This is a genomic window from Ignavibacteria bacterium (assembly GCA_025612375.1).
Taxonomy (GTDB): domain Bacteria; phylum Bacteroidota; class Ignavibacteria; order Ignavibacteriales; family SURF-24; genus JAAXKN01.
On the sequence record JAAXKN010000002.1, the window covers coordinates 193,344 to 214,575 of the forward strand.

The window sequence follows — 21,232 nt, forward strand, 5'->3', positions numbered from 1 at the left end:
ACAGATGGAAAGACACTTCGTTACGCAGGATTTCTACCTGGCCGCGGCGGCAATGGCCAAAAACTACGACCTGGTAGATTATTACCGTGAAGGCGGTTTTACCACCTTCCTATTCAGAGAGACACCAGAGCTCCATCAGTTTATAAAGGAATATTATTCCGAACTGACTACAATTGAGCCCGTAAAGCATGCAAGAGCAATAAAATCCTTAAAATCTCTTTGCCACAGTCTCTCTTTATCAATATCTAAATCAACATCTAACAATGAATTACACAACAAAAAGAAAGGATTCAATTGAATTATCTGTAAAAGAAAAAACATACGACACATGGGATAATATTCATTTTAAAAGTGAAGTCACCCCATATTCAGATCTGGAGAAGACTTTCAAATCGAAGAACTTCAGCCCAATAATATGGAATGGAACAAGGGCGCAGGGCAATTACTCTTATGCCACGGCTTTCGTCGTCGACATTGACAAGCACGGCTGGACAATCGAAAAAGCCGAGCAAATTCTTAAGGACCACAATCTAAATTATGCTCTTATCACGAGCAAGCGCCACACAGATGAAGCACACCGCTTCCACATTCTCCTACCATTTAGCAGACCTGTATTCACACTAAAGAATTATGAAGAAATAACTGCAAGGATCTACAAAGACCTTTTCCCGAAGTCAGACGACCAGGTTCTAGGTGGTGAAAGATTCATATTCGGAAGCAGGGAGGACTCTTATTATTCAGCCCATTTCAGCGGAGAGAATTATCAGGTCGATGTAGGACCCCAAATAAATAATGCCTGGGATGACGAATTTGAAGTGACTCTGCCTACGGGAGAAAGCAAAAGGGCAACAGACATTGAATTAGCCGACGGTGAAACAAAGCCCATTTACTGCCCATTCCACGATGACAACAGCCCCTCGGCATTTCTGGCATATTCAGGGGACAGTTTTAATCACTTCATTCATTGCTCATCCTGCGGAAGAACTTACTGGAAAATACAGAGCAAAGATATAAAGGAATTAAGGTGCCGCGATTTCTGGTCCACAGGTACGGGAATTTTTGAAGCTGGCATCGTGAATGATACCTTTTCACTGGAGCTAATCGGGGAAAAGAAATTCTACAGCAAGGTTAAGGTAAAGACAAAAGAGCAGAAAGACAGCTATTATGATTATCTGGTTCAAAACAAAGACCTTCACCGCCTGGACCGCATTGACTATGTGGGTGATCTCACGGTAGATGAATCGGAATATTCAGCTGATGCAGGATCGGGGATTTTTACGGTGAAAGTTAAGGCCATTGCTGAAAGGACAAGAGATAATCAGTTTATTGAGAACTATCTTGAAGAGATGTTTGGTCGGCATAAACAGTTCATCAAAGAATGGCTGGCTGTATTCTGCTACACTAATTATGAAAAACTTCCGACCATTATCCTGACTGGTCCGCGCGGCGCTGGGAAAAATACCTTTGCTGAGATGATACAGGCAATTTATCCGACGCTGTCTACCGTGGCTGGCGACATTAAGGGCAGTTTCAATCCCTTTGCAGAAAAAAAGTTCGTCTACATCGATGAATCTGCTTCCGACGGTAAAGTCCAGTACCAGATGCTGAAAAAATTCTCGGGACAGGGTTTCGTTGAGGTGAATAAAAAATATATACCGCAGTATCTGGTCAGAAATAATTTGAATATAATGCTTCTGTCAAACGATGATCTGCCCATTTATGTCTCACGGGATGAACTGCCGACAGACGAAAAAAATAATCAGTTCTTCGTCTTTCAGGTTAAATCCAGAAATACATTTGATCCGAGAATAAAGGAAAAGCTAATTGACAGGCTGGGGTATTATATTCGCACCGAACTGAAAAATGTCTTTGAGAATCTAAGCACAGGAGGTTACAGGTACTCAATTAGTGTGCCGATTACAGATGAAGAGAAAAAGCTCTTCAATAACAGCCTTACTGACATTGAAGCAGAAGCTGACAGGGTGATAGACCTTTTTGAAAGCAGGATAACTGACCCGTCATGGCAGTACAATGCCTTCATAAAATCAGGGCTAATTCCTTCAGAATTCTTTGATGATGCCGTCAGGAATTATAATGTAAATAAGGTAAAGGTAATCCAGTACTTTCAGAAAAAGCAGTATCTGGCAAATGAAAAGGCTGACAAGTACCAGCAGATAAACGGAAGGCGCCCTTATTCATACAAACTGGGGAAGATTTGGTTGGATTTAATAAGCAGACAGCCCAACTACCAAACCCCTAAAGTGCCTGTTGACCTTTTTACCGACAGGCATCTGAACGGGCAGTCATAGCCATAACAGGCGCCAACGCAACAAAAAGCGTCTGAAATGTGCCTGTCCTGTCTGCTGAAGTGCCTGCCTATTAGGTGACGGGCAGGCACTTTATGCTTTGAAAACATGTCATATTCAAAGAATTTACCTAAAATGCCTGTTGTGCCTGTTGAAATACATAAAAATGGGAAAAAGTAAAATATGTGTATTTAATGGTGAAAATAAGAGCAAACAATATAGTTATAGAAAGGTTCCACTTTTGGACAGGCACTATAGGCACTTTGGGTGCGCTTGTTGCGCAGGGAAAGCAAGCCGATGCCGATGATGCACAACAAAACCCCCCTATTAATGACATGTACAGCTTGTACAGCGTGTACATGGGTTAGCAGGTATTGACCATTTAAGGCCATGGAAAAGATAATTCTTACCATGGTAAATTTTTTGAGGAGGTAAATAACAATGAAAAAATTAGATTTAACACCCAAGCCTTAAACAGCAAAGCTGAACAGGCTTACCTTAAACTTAAAAAACTTTACAACCGCCCGCCAGACTTTCAGTTCGGCAGCATGGAGAGCAAGGTGTCTCAGTATGCAAGGGCGGAAAAAGAGAGAGTAGAGGAACAAACAAACACTTCTACTCCAGAACTTATACATGATTGGATATACAACAAATAAAAGGAGGTAAAATGAATGGTACTGGCAGAAGCCTATTCGGTCATAATAAGAACACACGCAATAAAAACTAATTTCAAGGGAGGCTATGAAGCTTTCCTATACAACCTACCCAACAAAACCCACTGCTCGGATAGTGACGAGCTGGATCGTATTGGATTTATGGTATGGGATGACATGATGATCTACGTGAAATCCCTGGTGGAGAATAATCTTTCGCTCTCAGCCGACTTTACATTATTCCACATGTTAGATGGTCCGATCATAAAAGCAGACTGGCTTGAATGGGCAAGACTAGCATGGTTTGAAGAGTCTATTGATGAATTCACCTTTGCATGGTTAAGCCCAAATTACGGCGGCGAAGAGGAACTTCTCTTTGCATACCCAAACGACTGGACGCCCGAGAAGAGCATCAAAGCGACGGACTACACGCCAGAAGGAGAATTAAGGAAGAGATTCCAACTGCTAAAGAATGATAAAGGATTCTGCACTTACTGGGATCCATTGTCAGGAAAGGTCAGATATGTCGGACGGTCATAGGTAAAAGGCTTTGTCAGAATTTACGCTGGCAAAGCCGAACTTTTCTTTTGCGGGAATTGTGAAGGGGTACCCGTACCTTCTGTTTGCACCTGAGCAATCAAATGGAATTACATACCCCCTATTTAGCTCCTCCAATTTTTTGGTGCCCTAACATTTTTGTCTTCTTTTAGCGCTCCAGCAAAAGTTACTGTGGTTTTAGGATTATAAAACCCAAATAGAAAATTTTTTAGGTGATCATAAAATGTCTATATAGAGCTCAAAAATAATTTAGATTACGGTGAATTCAATTTCAGGGATTATTTCACTCACGAATTATTTTACCTCTGGTGGATGGATCTTTATCTATGTAATCTGTTAAATTTTTTAGTAGGGATATTTCATGAGTATCCAAGTTAGGGAAATTTGAAAAATAAAACTTGTAATCGATTAAATCGGTTTTGTACAAATGTTCCATCTTTCCTAACCAGGAATTGTTACTTTTATCACATTCACCATATGTGAGCTTGAAAGCCTTCTTTAGAACATACTGTATTTGGGTTTCAAGATATTTAGCCACTTCTTTAGTCTTAAAGTTTTCATTATTCTCTACAGGGCACACCCAAAGCTCTACCTTTGATAGAAAGTCATTTATTTCCTTTCTTTCCCAGTCCCCGAAGGTATGAGGGTAGGCGGGAGAATATAACTGTCTTTGATGGACTAATGCAAAAAAATCACTTCCAAGTTTTTTATAGTATGTATATGGGTCCTCAGTTTCAACTAGTCTGAAAAAAGATCCTAATCCAAAGTAAGCATTCCCCACATGCTGTGCGGTCCTACCTCTGAAGCCTAAACCTGAACATGCTGTCCCTACATAAATGATCCTGTTTGGGTTCCCTATGTAAATCCATAAATAAACCCCAAATTTGTTAAACAATGGATCTGATGTTATGGGATTATTAAGAGTGCCAAGAGGGTGCCAGGCAAGGTTAAAATTATGAATTGACATAGAAACTCCTTGTAACTAAAAGATAAAACGTGAGAGGAAGATATTATTTTAAGGATATTAAAGCAAGAATACTGCGTTTATTTATGTTTAACACTCATTGCTGGTTATAGCTCTTTATTGTATGCAGCTCTTATCAGGTCATACATGCAGGCATCAGGAATAATCTTCTCATGGGTTTTTCTGTTAATCACCGCCGAATAGGTGTGATAACCTAACTCGGGGGATAGTGAGCCTAACCAGAAATTCCCTATGCGTGTGCGGCAGGAATGTTGTTCGGCGTACCAGTCCTGAATCTTATACTTCTGGAGCAGATAAGTGATGACCGCCGCCTGCAAAGATCCATACCCTAGGCAGTTTACATTTCTGGTCTGCCAGGCAAGGTTCGGATTGCGCACTGAAGAAGAGTATCGGTAGCTTAGATGCTCCGATACAATCTGGTTGGAGAAGTCACAAATGTCTTCAATGCCAGCAAGCTGTTTCCCGTGGGCCTCCTTTTCGATCCAGGCTATGACCTCGGGGCTTATTTGTTGTGCAGGGTAGGTTTTGGTGTGCTGGTAGTTTACTTGGCTTAAAATGAGCCAAATGCCAGGCGGCAAGAGAAGTAAGAGCAGAAAAAGCCTCTTCATAAATCCTCCTTTTATAATTATAATAAAAAAGAGCAGGAACTATCCTGCCCTAAAGTCATCATCTGGACTCAACCAATTTGCCCTGCCAGGACTTTGGCTCCTCGATAATACGATCCAAGAGTCCGTCATAAATGAAGCTTTCTATACTGTGAAGTGTATCATTTTGCTGGGGACCAAATATGGCAATGCAGGGGCTGTTCAGGTGATAAGCATTGCTTTTAACACCAGTGCCTTTGGACCCATACGCCCAACAAATGTCATATTGTGAGACATCGAGTGCCCTTTGATATATTTCTTGGACTCTCCTGGTAATGCGGTTTACCTTAGGTCCGCCAATTGAGATGATGAAATATCCGTTTGACCTGTAGCTTCTAATAAACTCCTCGTCTGTTATGACAGAAGCTTCAATGTTTCTTTGTCTTAAGCTGTTGCATACAAGTTCAGCTGCATCCACATCACAATCCATATGTCCGTGAACGATTAAAAAGTGCATGTTAAACCTCCAGTCTTTTTATTTATTATTTCCAGATAGAATCGCTATCAGTATCTCGATTACGATAGTAGTCATCGGGCGGATTATATTCCTGCAATCTATTCTCATTTTTAGATTTCCTTTCTTCCAGTTCATTTTCTACGACGGTCAGGACCGCCTTAATAATTCTTATAACTACGAGTGCCATTTTCACTTCTACTTCCTCTAAGCTTTCCCAGGTATCCTTTGGCGGCCTCATAGGTTGAAGCTGCAAGGGGTTTACCTGCTTCAATGATACACTCACCTAATTTGCGTAAAGTCTGTTTTAAGACCTTCGGCATTGGCTGATAAATACACATATACATTCCTTTCTAAAACCTTAATAAATCCGTTAACTAAATACCAGTATATACAATCAGTCCAGGCGGAAATCTTCTGTCCACTCCTGAACAAGATTCTTATACCAAATCTGGGGTAAAGGAAAGGCGTGTGGGCCTTATCCTTTACCCAGTATTATTACTTGGGACCGCCCTTCGATTTATCCTCTTCTCTCTGGATATACTGTTCTATTGCCTCCTGGACTAATTCTGTAATGGGTTTTTTCTTCGTCTGTTTTAGCTGGTACAATTTTTTAAGCAATTTTTCATTTGATATTTTGGGTGAATACATATTACTCCTCCTTACATGATTTTAGAAACTGGTGCGCTGCATCAAACATTCCTGGTATTCCCTCCAGACCAAATGGACGTATAAGGAAGAGTATGCTGCCCGATGCCTTTTTGAGTATGCTATTAAACCCAACTGCCTCACATAGTATTATGGTTGGGATGGACCTGATATAAGGGAATATTTCAAATCCAGCTTGCATGACAATGCCGTCTCCGACCATCAAAAGTGAAACCTGCTCGGATTTAATTATCTCAAGAGCTTCAGTAGCTGAGTTGCAGAATATTAAATTAAAAGGCAGTGCCTGGAAAGAAGTTATTTCTTTTAACATCGTATTATTTGCTATGCTGTCGAGTATAAGAATGTTAGAACCCAAGTTATTCTCCATTGTTTGTTTACTAATTCTCTTATACCGAATACATTAGAGGATTTTACTAATGAGAGCAAATAAGTTTATGTTTTTTATAATAAAATATCTAATTTGGGTTCAAAAAGGAGAGGAAGCATGGCGACGTTTCATATTTTACCTGGCCAGACTTTAATTGATGACTCCTGGCTTAACAGGATGAATGATTTTGAGCGGACAGAAACTATTAAACAGTGTGAATTCAAGGAAAAGCATTTTGGACAAGTCTCGTACGGCAAATTTATTAAGAAGCCAGAGCATTTTTATCCACATATATTGCCCGATGGATATGAAGATAAAGTTTATTATGGAAAATATGAGGAAATTGAGAACTATTTTAAGACAAATAACATTGAATTTCACAGCGAGTCTCTGAACCTTAGGAGTTCCCAGGTTTGCTGCATTAACTTTCTGTTTCCATTATTCCTTGATCATAATTTAGCCACCAAGTCCCTTTCTAATCTATCCCAAAGTCATAAGAATATATTTACAAATATTAAAAATGTATCAAGAGTTGAATTTGAGTATACAGGAGACAATAATGAATATAAGATTCTTGGAGAATCAGACAATGGCAAGAGAGGACAGAACAGGACAAGTATCGATGTCGCCATATTTTGGACGGATGACGCGAAAAATCATCTGACATTAATTGAATGGAAATATACCGAGAAGAATTTTGGAGGTTGTAGAGCCTGCGCCGACGCTAAAAAGAAGGGAAATTACGCCTGCCTCAAAGTTGACGTATTAAGTAATCCCAGTAATAATTGTTTATTAGTAGGTAATCCTCCTTTAAGAAATCGTACTTACTGGCAAATTATGGACAAAGCTGGAATTGATCTTAATAAGTTAGTATCTGATAATGGCTGCCCGTTTCAGGGACCATTTTATCAGCTGATGCGGCAGTATCTTCTGGCTTATGCGATAAAACAAAGCAACCCAACACTGGAAATTGATTTAATCTCGATCGGATTTAAGAATAATATAAGTTTGCATAAAGTTCCAGATCATTTATTAGAATTACAGCAGATAGTAGGCAAGAAGACAGACATAATCAATTTATGGAACAATTGTTTAAGTAATGTTGCTCCACTTCAACATATCTATGTAGAGGATCTTACTAAAGCTATCGAACAAACTAAAGCTTTTGATGATGATTGGAGAAAATATATTGCCGCAAGATATTCCCTTTGAAAGGAGAATAATGTAGTCATATTTATGATATTTGCATTAAAAAGGAAATGTAAAAGAATACAGAATGATTTCCTAATCGGAAACATACTATAATCTACTGTTCAATAAACAAGGCAGGTTGGTAAATTTCCACCTGCCTTAACAACTTAAATTATTTCATAGAAGTCATGCCGTTTCTTTTTTAGTCCGCCTTTCATTGCGAAATTCTTTTCTTAGTATTTTTAGAATGTGGGGCTTTCTCTTTAATAAATTTTGTATACGACTCAAAAATTCTTCCGTATACTTATGGAGACAAGATTTTTTACCAGCTTTAATTTTAGTATGGTATTTGGGGTTTCCTTTTACTTTATATTTCCAAATAATCGCTTGAAAATCATACTGATTGATTTTGCATTTTTCTTGAATGTCATTTGAGCTATATGGATATGCTTTATCTGGGGGAAATATTGTCTCAGTATTAACCAGGCCTGATATTTCACCCATTAATGTTAAGGTAGGAGCCCCACCTTTTTCAATAAAATGGCCCTCCTTGACAAATTTTATTTTACTTAATAACTCTTCTGAAAGGAGTATTTTTTTGTTGTCAGTTAAAATCTCACCATTATAAGTGTCTAAAAGATTAATATTCTGTGGCCCTATCCTTGCAATTCTTTCAATATGCTGCATCCATAACAGCCGTTCCTTTTCTCTTTCTTTGGCTAAAATATTTATTAATTCGGGGTACTGGATTTCTCTTGTTTGTCCGCGGTAGCGATAGTAAATTGCACTTTCACGTAAAGTATTATCGCCATTTTTCTTACATACAACAGGCTTGGTAGCAGCTTCCTCAACGGACAGACTTCCAAACTTCTTCCCCTGAAATTCCACAGTATTCATTTCCCATTCAAGTGAAGGTGAAAAGTATTCAAGTAACAAAGCGCTTATTTTGGCTGGGTCACAGGTTACAAATTTATCATTGGTCATACCAACAGGAATTCGGGGCTTATCTTTTATTCCGAAGATGATTCTCCCACCATGATTATTTGCCATTCCGACTAATGAGCGAAGGTATTCAAGTAGGTTATTCCCAAGATGAAAATTTTCCTTGAACTCCAAATCATCAGATTCCCTTCTTTTGATATAACCCTTTTCATTTGTTTCTAATCTTAGGGGCATATTATTTTATTAAATTATTGGATAAACGATTATTAAAGTTCATTTTCTTTTCCAGCATTATAAACCATGCAGAGAGAGGATATTAACTCAATAAATCTTTCAGACGATGCAATTGGTAATTCAGCACCAAGATGCAAAGAATTATCCTCGTTATTTCTTTTTGCCTGAATACGTATGACATCACATCCAGCCCAGTCCCGATTGGGTGCTCTATCTTGAGATGGAATATAAGTAACTCTTATGTTATCAACCTCTAAATAAAAATGGTTTTTACTGTCTCGGTCCATGCTATTCTCCAGTAGAACGAGGAGGATGATCTGTTGTTTAATTTGCAAAATGCTATTGTTTAGAAAAACTCTTATTCATCCAACATAATTGTAAGTACAAGAAGACTTTTGATATAAGGGAAAATCAATTTAATTAAAAAATTACTCCTTTATAAAAAAATTATTGCCAGAATTATGATTACAATAATTCCGATAACTGTTACTATGGGGATTATAAATTTTGTATCTCCACCTCTCACCTTAATTTCAATTTTCCCTGAGCCAGTTTCAACAGTTTGAGAATGAGTATAATACCTGTTTGTTGCCGTCAGCCCCTCTAAATTATCTTGGCCGATTTTCAAGTCGTGCTCAGCAACACGACTTTTAATTACTTTTTCATTCTTTATTCTTTCCAAGTCAACATTATTTTGAAAATGCTTCTCAATGATTTTATCTTGTTTCTCTTTATCAAGCTTTCCAATTAATGAATCAAGTGATGAAGGGATTTCATCAATTCGCTTTAATTTGTTCTTGTTTTCTTCCATAAATTATGGCCTCCATCCTAAAAGTTTTTGCGTTATTATATTCAGAAAATACTTGTATTATTAAAAGTATTGCTATGATAATATATAAATAGTTTAATCCGCCGCTATACTTGAAAGAATTGAATTTGAATAATAAATAAATCTCCAAGACAAATCCCGATAAGGACGCTATCGCTTTACTTGTACTCAGAACGAAATAATGTTTTAGCTTAGCCCTTGATTTCAATTGAATTCCAATTGAAAAAACCCCACCTTTTCCTTTAAATTCCGATGATATGTGGGCCTCCTTATCATTTAATAATAATTCATTATATTGATTGTAAAGCAGCCCTAGATCGTTCCGACTAATTTCCTGGTTTATATTGCCTAACTCTTGGATATACGTTAATCTTAATATTTCATCAATTAGGTGGGATAGCATCCATTCATCCATATCATGAGTTAATGTTGGTGCTGAGATGCCTTTGGTTATTAACTGCATTTTAATATCAGGAAAATTACTCAAACTTACCTTAGCTTTAAAGAAGTCAATTGCATAATATGCACTTACAATTCCAAGCGATATTTTGCTAATTTCTGAATATAAGATGTGCAGATCACTTTTTACTTGGTTATATGACTGTTCAAGTTTCTTCTGTACAACATATTTTGAAATTTCAACATATGTATCGATTTCAACTTTTGTAAAAACATCCTTTACGAACCAACGTAAATCTTCCTTGGAGAAGGAACCTATAGCATTACCGAAGTCCTTATAAAAGCCATCAATATTATAGTAACTAATAGATCTGTTTTCAAATCTTTTTTGTTGGCGATCAATGAACTGAATAATCTCAGACTTCAGAATAAACAATCTTTTCTCTTTTGAAAGGAATTTGGGGACACATTTAAGGATGCGAGCCATAGTTTGATCTGAGACTTTTCTTTCCCCCTTCTTCCAATGGTCATATGCCTCAAGTAAATAGCTGTATGGCTTTTGACCATAAAGAGATTTGTACAAATCTGCAATTTGTAGCAAAGTAGTTCTATCTACATTAAAAAATTCTCTACGTACATAGGATTGAATTTCATCACGATACGAGGTATAAGTATGTGAATTGTAATATGGTTTATTTCTATAGTGGTATTTTGTCATTTCTTTAATGATAAATGAGAAAAACAGATATTCACAAAAACAAAAAATACTTCTGAAAACTAAGAAAACAATCCAAGCCGCATCCTACATTTCAAAATAGTCGGAGTCGATCTTTTTAATTTCAAAACTTTTAACAGTAGTAACACCGACATTATACTCAATCATATACTCTGCTAATTTTTGGCCATCAATCAGAACTATTTTAGTGTCATTTCTTGGAATGTAATTTAGAGCGTCATTTGAAAAGCAGGAAGTGGTAATAAAAATTCCTTTGTTTGCACCCTGCCCAGCAAGAGCCCCCACAAACTTCTGTATTTCAGGTCTTCCAACAGAACCCTCCCATCTTTTTGCTTGAACATAAATAACATCCAATCCGAGCTTATCCTCCTTTATTATCCCGTCGATTCCCTCATCTTTTACTTTCCGTGTCGCCCGCCCTGCATCTTTAAGTGAGCCTCCATATCCCATCTTTACGAGTAATTCAACAACAAGCCTTTCAAAAAAGTCAGACGGAGAGCTTTTCACCTTTCCTAGTAACTCTTCTGCCAAAGAGGTTTTAATTTCCTGATAAGCATATTCTAAAGCTTCCTCGGGAGTATTATCTGATAATCTTTCTTCGTTTTTACCTGTGGTCGAGTGGGATCCATTCTTCCTGGCTGGTTTTGTAAATTCAACATATTCGGGGAACTGGCGAAGAAAAGCCATGTTTATTATTGGGGGATTACTCTGAAGGACCTGTTTCCCTCTTTCAGAGATAGTAAATACTGAACGCCGCGGAGAAAAAAGCAGGCCTGCCTTTGAGAGGTGGGTTTTTGCCCAACCAACTCTGTTATCAAAAATTGCCTGGCTTCCGCTGGGTAATAATTCTGTTTTCTCTTCTTCGGTCAAATTAAATTCTTTTGCTAAGCAGTCACTTGTTTCCCGCAGGGTATGTTCTTTATCATCACTGGCATATTTCATCAAGGGAAGCATTACGGATTGAAAATCAGGAATCGGCATTTTCTTCTCTCTGATTATTGTTTTGATAGGTGCAATTTTCGAAATAATAAGCTTTTTGTCAACAAATATTCCTTGTAAATGTAGTCATTAGGTGGACTATGGCGGAAAATATCCGTCATAATAAAATTTTTGTAACAAAAATACCCTTGGAGCTCGGCACAGTTGCCTAAGGATAAAGAAGCTAAGGCAAATGCACTTAGCGCATATAATCAAACTAATTATTATTTTTCATACCCCGCTTTAGGAGGTCATCTTCAATGGCTATTTGGATCTTTGGTCGGGGTTGGAACCCATAATATTCTGAATTACTTATATTTTTGATTGCCTGATTATATTCGTCGACTTTCTTATTATACGAATCTATATTGCTTTTGATTTCCTGAATAACCTGAACATATTGATTCCAAAGTTTGGTAAATTTAATTTTTTGCGGGTTTGTAAGTTTAGAAAAGAAATTATCGGCTTGTGATTTTGTGTCCTGATAACTTCTCATGAATTTATTAAAATATTCAGAGTCGGAGAAAATTTTCACTTTCTTGCTTACGCTTCGACTTACTACAGAACCATACCCACCTTCATAAAATTCCGAAAGGCCTCCATCTGGAAAACCTGAATATTCGGGATCATATCCAGTACTATATCCTGTATAATTGCAATTATAATATTGGGTATTAAGAAAATATCTTAAACTAAAAAAGCCGTAATCATATAGGTCGGCCCAAGAATAGTAAATTTTTTTTTCTAATCTTAATAACGTTGAAACATTTTCTGCATCGGCATCATCTATTCGTACAAATTTAGTTGTAATTTCCTTCTTTGTCTCTTTTGTTACTAGATTAGTTTTATTCACCCAGATTTTAAGTAATTCATTTTCCAAACCAGATGCTGCCTTTACAAAAACTTCATCTTTACTTATAAAATTATATTTGGCAGAAAGTAGTTGTTTCTCAGGAGCATCAAAATTATCGATCTGAATCAGCAACGTCCCCTCAGATGTAAAATGGACAATTTCTCTCCCATTAATTCTTTTCCATTTGCCGATAATTTGCTCTTTAGGCTCTTTTGTACAGGAAGAAAGAAGAAGTAAACATAGGAGAATACCGAATAGGTGCAAGTTTTTCATTTTTACTCCAAATTAATTAGAATCTATTTAGCTTTATGGAATTAACATATTACCTGTTCTGATCTGGCAACTGTCCTAATGGAAGTTTTGTTGCCGATTATATTTTCTCTTCAAGAAATACTTCTATGACCAATAGGGCTCAGCTTCTAAAACTATTATTATAGGCTGTACAGCCTGAATATTTCATTCAAGGAAGCTAAGCCTCAGCTTGAGAAATTATAACCTGTGTCAATAAACGGGGCTAAATTCATATATTCTGGGGTGATTATATAAATACATGCTTTAATTAAATACCCTAATTCCCCAAGTTGGAGAAGCCTCAGCGATCTTTTTACCTGTTAAATCATCAATAAATTGTATTTTAGTTGCCTTTTTTTCTATAACTGCATGTGCATCTGCTACTGATTGCATCAGCTGATATCTTTTGTCAGAGTCTGCACTTTCCCATAATTGGTGTATAATGTAATATTTGTCTGCCCCTCTGTCTATGCGGGAAGTTAGCACTTCCATACCACTTAAAATTGACTTAGCGTCATCTATTTCTTGTAATTTTTTATCATTCATTGATTTTTCAGCCAAATATTTTGATTTATTCTTAAGATAATCCCCATATTTAACTACCAAGCTGTCTTCAACCATAACAGGTATCTGCTCCAGCTTTTTACTAAGTGAGTTATATTTTAATTCTCTTGAGGGATCATCTGATTTTCCCATGCTAATGTAGCTGTTTACTTCATCAATTTCTTCTGGGAGATAATAACATTCATGGAGTTTATGATGTTTCCCTTTTATGCCGATAAAGGGACAATTTAAATTTTTTGAGTTTACTTCATTCTCCCAGCGATAATAATCGGCTTCTCTCATGCTGGCTTCACTTTGCATCTTTTCAATGGGATCTAAAACTAATGGTTTAAGCACCATATAGAAACAAACAATGGCAGCGATTGCCAGAGGAATTTTTGCTTCGTAAGTTAGATCTTTAAATCTAAACAATAGCACTAATCCTAGCGGTGGGAAAATAAATGATAATCCTAAAATTATAATTATGTTATCATACCATCTTGATTTCTTTTCGAAAGATGAATAATTCATTTTTACCTCCTGAAATTCCTTGTTGAAAAAGAGAATTAAATTGGGAAATGAAACATTAATATAATACCCAAATCAAAAGTCAGCATGATTAAATGCTGGGAAAAGCATTTTGACACTCCAAGATGTACAAAGGTTCTGATAGACGCCATTAGTTTTCATGGCTAATAGTATTTTTCTCTAAATCAACTATGTAAGGATCATCTTCAGACTCGAACATCTTAATAATATTATCAGATACAAATTTTACATTTGGAAGCCAGCTATATGGGTCTTCGGGAACCCAAATCACAAAATAAGATTTTTTGATTTTATCATATCCAATTATATTGTCTTTGTAGAACGAAATTATGATGTATTTGGAGTTTTCTATTTTATCCCAAATATCGCCATGCTTCACTGTATTAAATAGGTCCGCGGTATAATGAGGAAAAACGATTTCACAAGTACCTTTTATGGAGGTTAACAAGGAATAAATATGTGAATTCTTAATCCTCCATTTTTTTTTATAGTTTTTGAAATAATTAATATCAAGCTCAGCAGCAGACTTCTTATGAAAGATTTTGGATAAAGTAACTTTTTTTTCTAAGTATCCTAAAAGCTTTTTATTATTTTTTAAGTTAGGATCTATTTGGGACATTTCATCATATTCACCAATATTTTCACCCAAAAAGTCTATCGAATATTCCTCCATTTTCGGAATAGAAACCAAATTAAAATCAGCAAAACATCCTCCTTTAGTACACCCAGTTGCGCAATAATAAACGTATTCAACGTTACCTAGCTTTACTATTTCGGCATCCTCAATTTTAGGAAGATCCAATAAATCAATGCATATCTCTTCTTGCCAATTATTAGCAAATTCTGTCAATATAATTAACTTTTCTCGTAAAGGTTCGGGGTTGATAACAGCAATTATCGCTCTTTTTAAACTTAAGTTAGATATAAAAACCGTATCAGGTTCACACTCATATTTGTTTTCAACAATTTGTTTTGCTACTTTATATGTTATATTGAGGGAAGCAGATGGCCGTTCAGCAGACTTTATATTTTCACTACCTGATATAAAGAAAAATAGAAGTGAGATTAAAATAATGTCCAGTTCTTTTCCCATTGTTTGCTCCCTTATTTGTTTTAGTTGTTTAGCCAAGTTAAAAGCGCAGATATTTGTGTCTCGTTTATAACACGACCTTTTCTACCGATTATTGAGAACACATCTGGAGCTTTAGAATTAAATACCTTCTGAAGTGTAGGTAAAAAGTACCTTGAAAGATGCTTTATTTCCTCATTTTTAAGTAATCTAGAGTGAGTCTTATCTCCAACAATGTAATAGTTTTTTATGCTCTCAAACCGATCTTTATGGATACCTTGATCATAGTCATTATAATTCCCACGAATATCTGTTATAATGTTCCCGTTTGGATTCTTGTTCCTCATTCTTTTGTTGGGGAATCTTTTGAAAGCTTCACAATGTGGAATATTTTCAACTATCTTAATATACCCGTAAATCATTTGAGGAAGTTTAATATTTTTAGGTAGGACAAAAAATATATAGTCGTCTTTATTTAGCATTCTTCGGAAATCTGTTCTACAAATACCCATGTGGGTGGATTTGACCAAAAATGAGGATCGTTATCGAGCCATTCATTGTTTGGTTTACATTTGACGTAGTTTAGATTAGTGAAAGCACCCGAAATATAAATTCTACCCTGCATAATAATCCATAAATGAATATCAATAATCAAAAAATTAAGCTGGGGCTGTGATGTGCATCTGTAGCTCAAAATGTAAGTATACTTCTCGTAGCATTGCGAATTGACAATTGCAATTTTATAAATTATTCTTTTATTGTCAACAATCATTTCTTTTGGCCTGTACACCCTGCACGGGATGTACAGCGTGGACTTTTTATTGTCACTACCCAGCTTCAGTCTTGCTAACTATAACGTGAGATCGTCAAGTAACTGGTTCAGAGAGTGCATATTTGGTCTAAGACATGAATGCATTATAAATGGGGTTTTCTGCTCAAAATCATAGAATTTAAAATATATTTATATGGCTTAAAGTCCTTGCTGGTCATAAAACAGGTTCTAATTGCTTTCAGTTTGCGGAGCTGATATAAAGCCCTGAATGCCATCAGGGCTTTTCTCTTTTTAAAGGGGCAGAGCATTCGGCTGTTATCCCGAAAGCTTTCGGGATGCAGGTTCGTGATCCCTGCTCGCGGAGCGATTAAAGCCCTGAGATTTTCTCGGGGCTTTTTCTTTTTCAAATGTGAGAGATATCAAGAGTTTCTGGTGTTGAATCATTATATTCAGGTATGGCATACTACCTGTATATATTGAAATCCCGGTCTGCAGAAAAATTCTACGTCGGCTCTTCGGAACATCCCCAAACAAGACTCACTTATCATAATACTTTTGAAAAAGGTTTTACTTCAAGATACAGGCCGTGGGAAATTGTTTTCACAAAGGAATATTCCGGCAAGTCTGAAGCACAGAGTGCTGAAAGAAAGGTCAAATCCTGGAAAAGTTCTATTATGATCAGGCGCTTAATAAATAATGAGCTTCAGATATAGTTTATTTGGTACGTCAGAACCTTCGGCTGTTATCCCGATTAATCGGGTTGCAGGCGCCCAGCCCCTGCCCGCAACACACTCAGCACCTGGTTTTTGACGGTGCCTTTTTCTTAAATGCCCCGGTGTTTTAATTGCCTGAAGCTGATAAGTTTTTTCTGCTCCTCATCCCAGAGGTGAAGCATCATACTCCTGAAGCTTTTGCGGATTGTTAATACCGGAGCCTTCTGCAGCGCGGGAGTCTTCCTGTAGCACTTCTCCAGCAGGTAATTCGGTATCCCGGGGTTTAAGTGATGGATATGATGGAATCCGATATTTCCGGAAAACCATTGCAGGACTTTGGGCAATTTGTAATATGAACTGCCCTGAATGGCTGCTTTTGAATAATTCCACTCTTCCTTGTTTGCCCAGTATGTTTCTTCGAACTGATGCTGGACGTAAAACAGCCAGTTGCCAATGGATGTTGAGATGAAAATTATGGGAAGCTGAATAAGAAGAAACATTTTCAGGCTGACCAGCCATATCATTGTTCCTACAAGCAGTATAAGCACCAGATCTGTCCAGTATACATTCGGCTCAACCTTTTTTAAGGCTTTATTTTTCGAAGTCGGAAACCTGTACCATATAATAAAAACAATTGCCGGAATAAAAAGGAATAAAAATAAAGGATGGCGGTAAAGCCTGTACTTGATCCTTTCCCATTTGGACTTCTGCAGATATTCTTTGACTGTTATGGTATAAACGTCCCCAATGCCTCTGCCCTCAAGATTGCCGGCATTGGCATGATGGATGCCATGACCTTTCCGCCAGTAAAAGTAGGGAGTCCAGGTAAAGAAACTGCAGAAGAGGCCTACAATATTATTTGCCTTCTTTGATTTGAAAAAAGATCCGTGGCCGCAATCGTGCTGAATTATAAAAATACGCACCAGAAAGCCGGCCTCAGGTATTGCCAAAAGCAGTGTCAGCCAATAGCTGTATTCAACAGAGAGAAACATAAGATACCAGGTAATGAAAAAGGGGATAAAGGAATTTAGAAGCTGCCAGACACTTTTGAGTGTATGAGATGTCTGATAATTCGCGAGCATATTTTTCCAACTCCTGGAGTCGGTATTATCCATATATGGAAGACCTTATAAAATTAATAGGGTAAAAACGAAAAAAGGCGTCTTGTTGGTTTATTAAAACTATTTTAATTCGTTTATATCCGTATAGTATAAGGACTTGAGCCAGGAACAGCAAGCCACTTATCTATGACCATGAAGCAAATGGACTTACAAAGGGCTTTGTATTTTGAAAATGGCAGAAAATCCGGCTATGATCCCGGAAGCTCTCGGTGTCAGGCTTTATTCCGCAGAGCAGGCAAGTTAACTTATTGAATAATTATCTTTTGTGTTAATGGCTTTGACTGATTAATGACAGCTTTCAGGAAGTAGACTCCCTTTGACAGGTTATTTAACTGCAATGTCGTAGTGCCGCCATTCAGCTTATCCCTTTTTACCAATTCTCCTAAAATGTTATAAAGCTCAACTGTCCCATCATTAAACGTGGAATTAAACCTGACATTTAAATGATTTCCTGCCGGATTAGGATAAACGCTAAACATAGGGACCTGGGCCTGCTCTTCATTTACTGAAGCATCCGTATCCGAAGTTATAACAAACCGGTCGATATTAAAAGAGGGCACTGCAACTAAGCTTAAACGCATTATCTGCAGCCCTTTGCTTAAATTGGCCTTAATACTCACTGGCACAAGGGTTGTCCAGCTGCCTGTTTTGGGTACGGCCAGAGCCTGTGTGGCAGTACCCCCGAATTCAAACCGGAATTTCCCGCCTCCATCCATGGACGCGGTATAAGCCGTAATTGTATAAACACCAGCCTGTTTGACATTCAGTGTATATTCAAGCCATTCTCCGGCAGCAACGTAAGCAAGCTGATATCCGCCCGGACGCGCTTCTATATCCACACCTTCCGAAGGCCTGTAGGCGCCTGGAACATTGGCGGGATCAGTGTCGTGATAGGTTAAGCCCTCGCCGCCGATATCGTAATCTTCTGCTTCAATTGTGCCGGGTGCATCAAAGGGGATTCCTTTATAGGAGCTTCTGTTTTTGGGAATTATAGTGACTTTAACAGGATAGGAATACATATCCGCCGGGCTGTTCGAGATGGTAACTACCCGGTAGTAATATGTTTTCCCGGGTTCTAATCCAGTGTCATTAAATGAAACAGCATCAGGACTTAATGCTGCAATTCCGGTAAACTGGCCGGCATCAGTCTTTCTCTCGATTCTTATTCCGCTGCCCGAGCTCGTCCGGTTTGTCCACTTCAGAGTTACATTTGTATCGTTTACAACTGATGCAGTCAATGCTGTGGGACCCTGTGGATAAGTTTTTGTAAGAATATCTTTTATTTCATCCCACGAGCGGCCGCTTCTGTTATACAGCCCGAAATCCCCGCCGTCATCCCAGGCCTGAAAAGCTATTCCGTTATTCAGGGCTTCCGAGACATAAGTTGAGTAATGATACATGCGGCTGTTGTAATCGCAGGATTTTACGGCGCCAAATTCACTGATCATTACAGGAATGTTATTTTTAGCTGACCACTGAGCAACAGTTTGAAACATGGCTTTTATGCTGTTTACGTCTGAGGCAGTGCCCCAGGTGCCCTGTCCCAGGCCTGCAAAGTTCCATGGATCATAGGAGTGAAAGTAGCCCATGATGTAATTATCCTTTGGAATGGCTGCAGCCATTAATGCACCTGAAGGGGTATAATCATTTCCTGAATAAATGATAATACGTGTGGGGTTTGTTTTACGGATTATCGGAATAATTCTCTGATTAAGATCATTGACCTGCTGGACAGACATCCCGAAGGGTTCATTAAGAATTTCAAATAACAATTTATCGGATTTGTCCTTAAACCTGAATGCTACCTGAGCCCAAATGCTGTCGAAGCGGTCCCTGTAGTTTTTAATCGAGTAATTTTGCTTCAGCCAGTCCTCATGATGTGCATTTATAATTATATAAAGTCCGCGCTGCAGCCCCCAGTCTACAACCTGTTCAACTCTTGCCAGCCACGCCTGGTCCACTGTGTAAGGAGCGTTTTCCATTGTATGCTTTTCCCACCTGACGGGAATACGTATGCAGGTAAAACCAGCACTTTTATAATCATCAAAGTAATACTCCTTTACGGCACTGTTATTCCACCCGCCTTCAGTGGGAGGTTCCATTGTGTTCCCGATATTGATGCCGCGTTTAATCTGTTTTGCAGCTTCCTGCGGAGTGATTTGCGCCTTTGCTGTAAAATTAATAACAAAGAGAGATAATAAAAGCAAGTGCGTCAGGTTTAATCTGGCAATGTTCATGGTTATAATATTATTAATGTGTTAAAAAAGAATTTTCTTATTTGATCCCATGCCCCACATTTAGTGCCAGAATGACAAGCGTAAATCTCAGATTCAATTTATTGCGGCTTTACAATTCCCATCCGCAAAATTCCGCATTAAGGAATAAAACGGCTCAATAAGGCCGGGAAACGTCTTCAAAATTGAGCTTTTTCTTCAAAAACCCGTTTTTTTGAGCGGCTTTAATTTTTATCTTCTCAGATCTGCATATTCCAGGATGGTTTCATTTTTATTAAATCAATAATTTCTTTTATTAAATTAATAATAATATGGGGCAGCAGAAGGACCTGCTGTCCGTTTAGCCTTCATGAAAATATGGGATAAAATAGCTATTTTAGATTACGAAAATTAATATCTGCTATTTTATGGAAACAGAATTTGAAAGCGTCTTATTAAGCTTCTACAGACCTGATATGATTTCCTATATGGATAACCATCCCGAAGAGTTTGAAGAAGCAATTCTTCTTGCTGTTTCAGGCAAACAGCCATTTGCATGGCGGGCAGCCTGGCTTTTAGGCGTCTGTATGGAAGAAAACGACAAGAGGATTAAGGCATATACGGGATTTATAATAGGCTCCCTGGCAGACAAAACCGAAGGCCACCAAAGGGAACTACTTAAGATACTTTCAAAAATGGAATTAAATGAAGATCAGAAAGGGCTCTTATTTGATTTCTGTGTTAATTTGTGGAAGGATATTTATAAACAGCCCTCTGTGCGTTCTACAGCGTTAAAAATAATTGTTAAAATAGCGAAACAATATCCAGACTTATACAAAGAGGTCACGTTACTTACTAAAGACCAGTACCTCAATACATTGTCCCCTGCAATAAAAAAATCAGTCCCAAAAATCTTAAAAGAATTAGGACAAAAAACCTAAATCTGCAATCCATGTATTTAAATAATGAATTCAGGATCTCAATCATATGAGTGTCGGGAAAGCATTAAGCTGCCTGTTGGTTAACTCGGGATGATTCCAGATGTAAATGCCCGTTGATATTCCCCCGCCAAAGGCAATTCCATAAAGCAGGCCTTTGTAAAATGATTCTGTATACAGCACCATTTGATCCAACTCCCAGAGCATGACAAGACTGTATCATGA

General features: G+C 37.7%; 24 protein-coding genes. 6 read left to right on the top strand and 18 right to left on the bottom strand.

Translation table 11 applies throughout. The features are described from left to right. Window positions 1-4 precede the first annotated feature (4 nt). From HF312_02605 to HF312_02615, 3 genes are all read left to right on the top strand, one after another. A complete protein-coding gene (locus tag HF312_02605; protein ID MCU7519076.1) occupies window positions 5-298 on the top strand; it encodes a hypothetical protein in 294 nt (97 codons plus the stop codon). Beyond that, a complete protein-coding gene (locus tag HF312_02610; GenBank protein ID MCU7519077.1) occupies window positions 264-2,309 on the top strand; it encodes a hypothetical protein in 2,046 nt (681 codons plus the stop codon). Before HF312_02605 ends, HF312_02610 begins: the two co-directional genes overlap by 35 nt. A 668-nt stretch (window positions 2,310-2,977) precedes the next feature. After that, the gene (locus HF312_02615; protein MCU7519078.1) at window positions 2,978-3,499 is read left to right on the top strand and encodes a hypothetical protein; all 522 of its coding nucleotides are present in this window, start codon (window positions 2,978-2,980) and stop codon (window positions 3,497-3,499) included. A gap of 301 nt (window positions 3,500-3,800) precedes the next feature. On the opposite strand, the gene HF312_02620 is transcribed toward HF312_02615, so the two are convergent. From HF312_02620 to HF312_02645, 6 genes are all read right to left on the bottom strand, one after another. After that, the gene (locus tag HF312_02620; protein ID MCU7519079.1) at window positions 3,801-4,484 is read right to left on the bottom strand and encodes a hypothetical protein; all 684 of its coding nucleotides are present in this window, start codon (window positions 4,482-4,484) and stop codon (window positions 3,801-3,803) included. A 104-nt stretch (window positions 4,485-4,588) separates the two neighbouring features. Further along, entirely contained in the window at window positions 4,589-5,110 is a 522-nt protein-coding gene (locus HF312_02625) for a hypothetical protein (protein MCU7519080.1), read from the bottom strand. 58 nt (window positions 5,111-5,168) lie between these two features. Then, on the bottom strand, window positions 5,169-5,576 hold the full coding sequence (locus tag HF312_02630) for a hypothetical protein (protein ID MCU7519081.1): 408 nt from the start codon (window positions 5,574-5,576) through the stop codon (window positions 5,169-5,171). Between the two features lie 52 nt (window positions 5,577-5,628). Continuing rightward, the gene (locus HF312_02635) at window positions 5,629-5,856 is read right to left on the bottom strand and encodes a hypothetical protein (GenBank protein ID MCU7519082.1); all 228 of its coding nucleotides are present in this window, start codon (window positions 5,854-5,856) and stop codon (window positions 5,629-5,631) included. Window positions 5,857-6,098: 242 nt separating this feature from the next. Then, window positions 6,099-6,251 (bottom strand): hypothetical protein, encoded by a 153-nt coding sequence (locus HF312_02640; GenBank protein ID MCU7519083.1) that lies wholly within the window; start codon window positions 6,249-6,251, stop codon window positions 6,099-6,101. A gap of 1 nt (window position 6,252) precedes the next feature. Further along, a complete protein-coding gene (locus tag HF312_02645) occupies window positions 6,253-6,624 on the bottom strand; it encodes a hypothetical protein (GenBank protein ID MCU7519084.1) in 372 nt (123 codons plus the stop codon). 129 nt (window positions 6,625-6,753) lie between these two features. On the opposite strand from HF312_02645, the gene HF312_02650 reads away from it, so the two are divergent. After that, window positions 6,754-7,848: a hypothetical protein gene (locus HF312_02650; GenBank protein ID MCU7519085.1), complete on the top strand. Its 1,095-nt coding sequence runs from the start codon at window positions 6,754-6,756 to the stop codon at window positions 7,846-7,848. A 165-nt stretch (window positions 7,849-8,013) separates the two neighbouring features. Here HF312_02650 and HF312_02655 read toward each other — a convergent pair whose 3' ends face one another. The 9 genes from HF312_02655 to HF312_02695 all read right to left on the bottom strand — a co-directional run bounded on the left by HF312_02655 (window position 8,014) and on the right by HF312_02695 (window position 15,732). Continuing rightward, on the bottom strand, window positions 8,014-9,003 hold the full coding sequence (locus tag HF312_02655; GenBank protein ID MCU7519086.1) for an ATP-binding protein: 990 nt from the start codon (window positions 9,001-9,003) through the stop codon (window positions 8,014-8,016). Between the two features lie 32 nt (window positions 9,004-9,035). Continuing rightward, window positions 9,036-9,290 (bottom strand): hypothetical protein, encoded by a 255-nt coding sequence (locus HF312_02660; GenBank protein MCU7519087.1) that lies wholly within the window; start codon window positions 9,288-9,290, stop codon window positions 9,036-9,038. Between the two features lie 149 nt (window positions 9,291-9,439). Further along, on the bottom strand, window positions 9,440-9,814 hold the full coding sequence (locus HF312_02665; protein MCU7519088.1) for a hypothetical protein: 375 nt from the start codon (window positions 9,812-9,814) through the stop codon (window positions 9,440-9,442). Further along, window positions 9,780-10,832 (bottom strand): hypothetical protein, encoded by a 1,053-nt coding sequence (locus HF312_02670; GenBank protein MCU7519089.1) that lies wholly within the window; start codon window positions 10,830-10,832, stop codon window positions 9,780-9,782. The genes HF312_02665 and HF312_02670 overlap by 35 nt, the downstream gene beginning before the upstream one ends. A 201-nt stretch (window positions 10,833-11,033) precedes the next feature. After that, window positions 11,034-11,948, bottom strand: coding sequence for a restriction endonuclease (locus HF312_02675; protein MCU7519090.1), 915 nt, complete (start codon window positions 11,946-11,948; stop codon window positions 11,034-11,036). Between the two features lie 214 nt (window positions 11,949-12,162). Then, on the bottom strand, window positions 12,163-13,071 hold the full coding sequence (locus HF312_02680) for a hypothetical protein (protein ID MCU7519091.1): 909 nt from the start codon (window positions 13,069-13,071) through the stop codon (window positions 12,163-12,165). 282 nt (window positions 13,072-13,353) lie between these two features. Continuing rightward, a complete protein-coding gene (locus tag HF312_02685; protein ID MCU7519092.1) occupies window positions 13,354-14,163 on the bottom strand; it encodes a hypothetical protein in 810 nt (269 codons plus the stop codon). A 148-nt stretch (window positions 14,164-14,311) separates the two neighbouring features. Further along, entirely contained in the window at window positions 14,312-15,274 is a 963-nt protein-coding gene (locus tag HF312_02690; GenBank protein ID MCU7519093.1) for a hypothetical protein, read from the bottom strand. A gap of 20 nt (window positions 15,275-15,294) precedes the next feature. Continuing rightward, window positions 15,295-15,732 (bottom strand): hypothetical protein, encoded by a 438-nt coding sequence (locus HF312_02695; protein MCU7519094.1) that lies wholly within the window; start codon window positions 15,730-15,732, stop codon window positions 15,295-15,297. A gap of 745 nt (window positions 15,733-16,477) precedes the next feature. On the opposite strand from HF312_02695, the gene HF312_02700 reads away from it, so the two are divergent. Further along, entirely contained in the window at window positions 16,478-16,735 is a 258-nt protein-coding gene (locus HF312_02700; GenBank protein MCU7519095.1) for a GIY-YIG nuclease family protein, read from the top strand. Between the two features lie 110 nt (window positions 16,736-16,845). On the opposite strand, the gene HF312_02705 is transcribed toward HF312_02700, so the two are convergent. Next, window positions 16,846-17,817, bottom strand: a complete 972-nt coding sequence (locus HF312_02705) for a fatty acid desaturase (GenBank protein ID MCU7519096.1) — start codon at window positions 17,815-17,817, stop codon at window positions 16,846-16,848. 284 nt (window positions 17,818-18,101) lie between these two features. Further along, window positions 18,102-19,958: a cellulase family glycosylhydrolase gene (locus HF312_02710; protein ID MCU7519097.1), complete on the bottom strand. Its 1,857-nt coding sequence runs from the start codon at window positions 19,956-19,958 to the stop codon at window positions 18,102-18,104. Window positions 19,959-20,497: 539 nt separating this feature from the next. Here HF312_02710 and HF312_02715 point away from each other — a divergent pair. Continuing rightward, on the top strand, window positions 20,498-21,010 hold the full coding sequence (locus tag HF312_02715) for a hypothetical protein (protein MCU7519098.1): 513 nt from the start codon (window positions 20,498-20,500) through the stop codon (window positions 21,008-21,010). Window positions 21,011-21,052: 42 nt separating this feature from the next. On the opposite strand, the gene HF312_02720 is transcribed toward HF312_02715, so the two are convergent. After that, window positions 21,053-21,193, bottom strand: a complete 141-nt coding sequence (locus tag HF312_02720) for a hypothetical protein (GenBank protein ID MCU7519099.1) — start codon at window positions 21,191-21,193, stop codon at window positions 21,053-21,055. Between the last annotated feature and the right edge of the window lie 39 nt (window positions 21,194-21,232).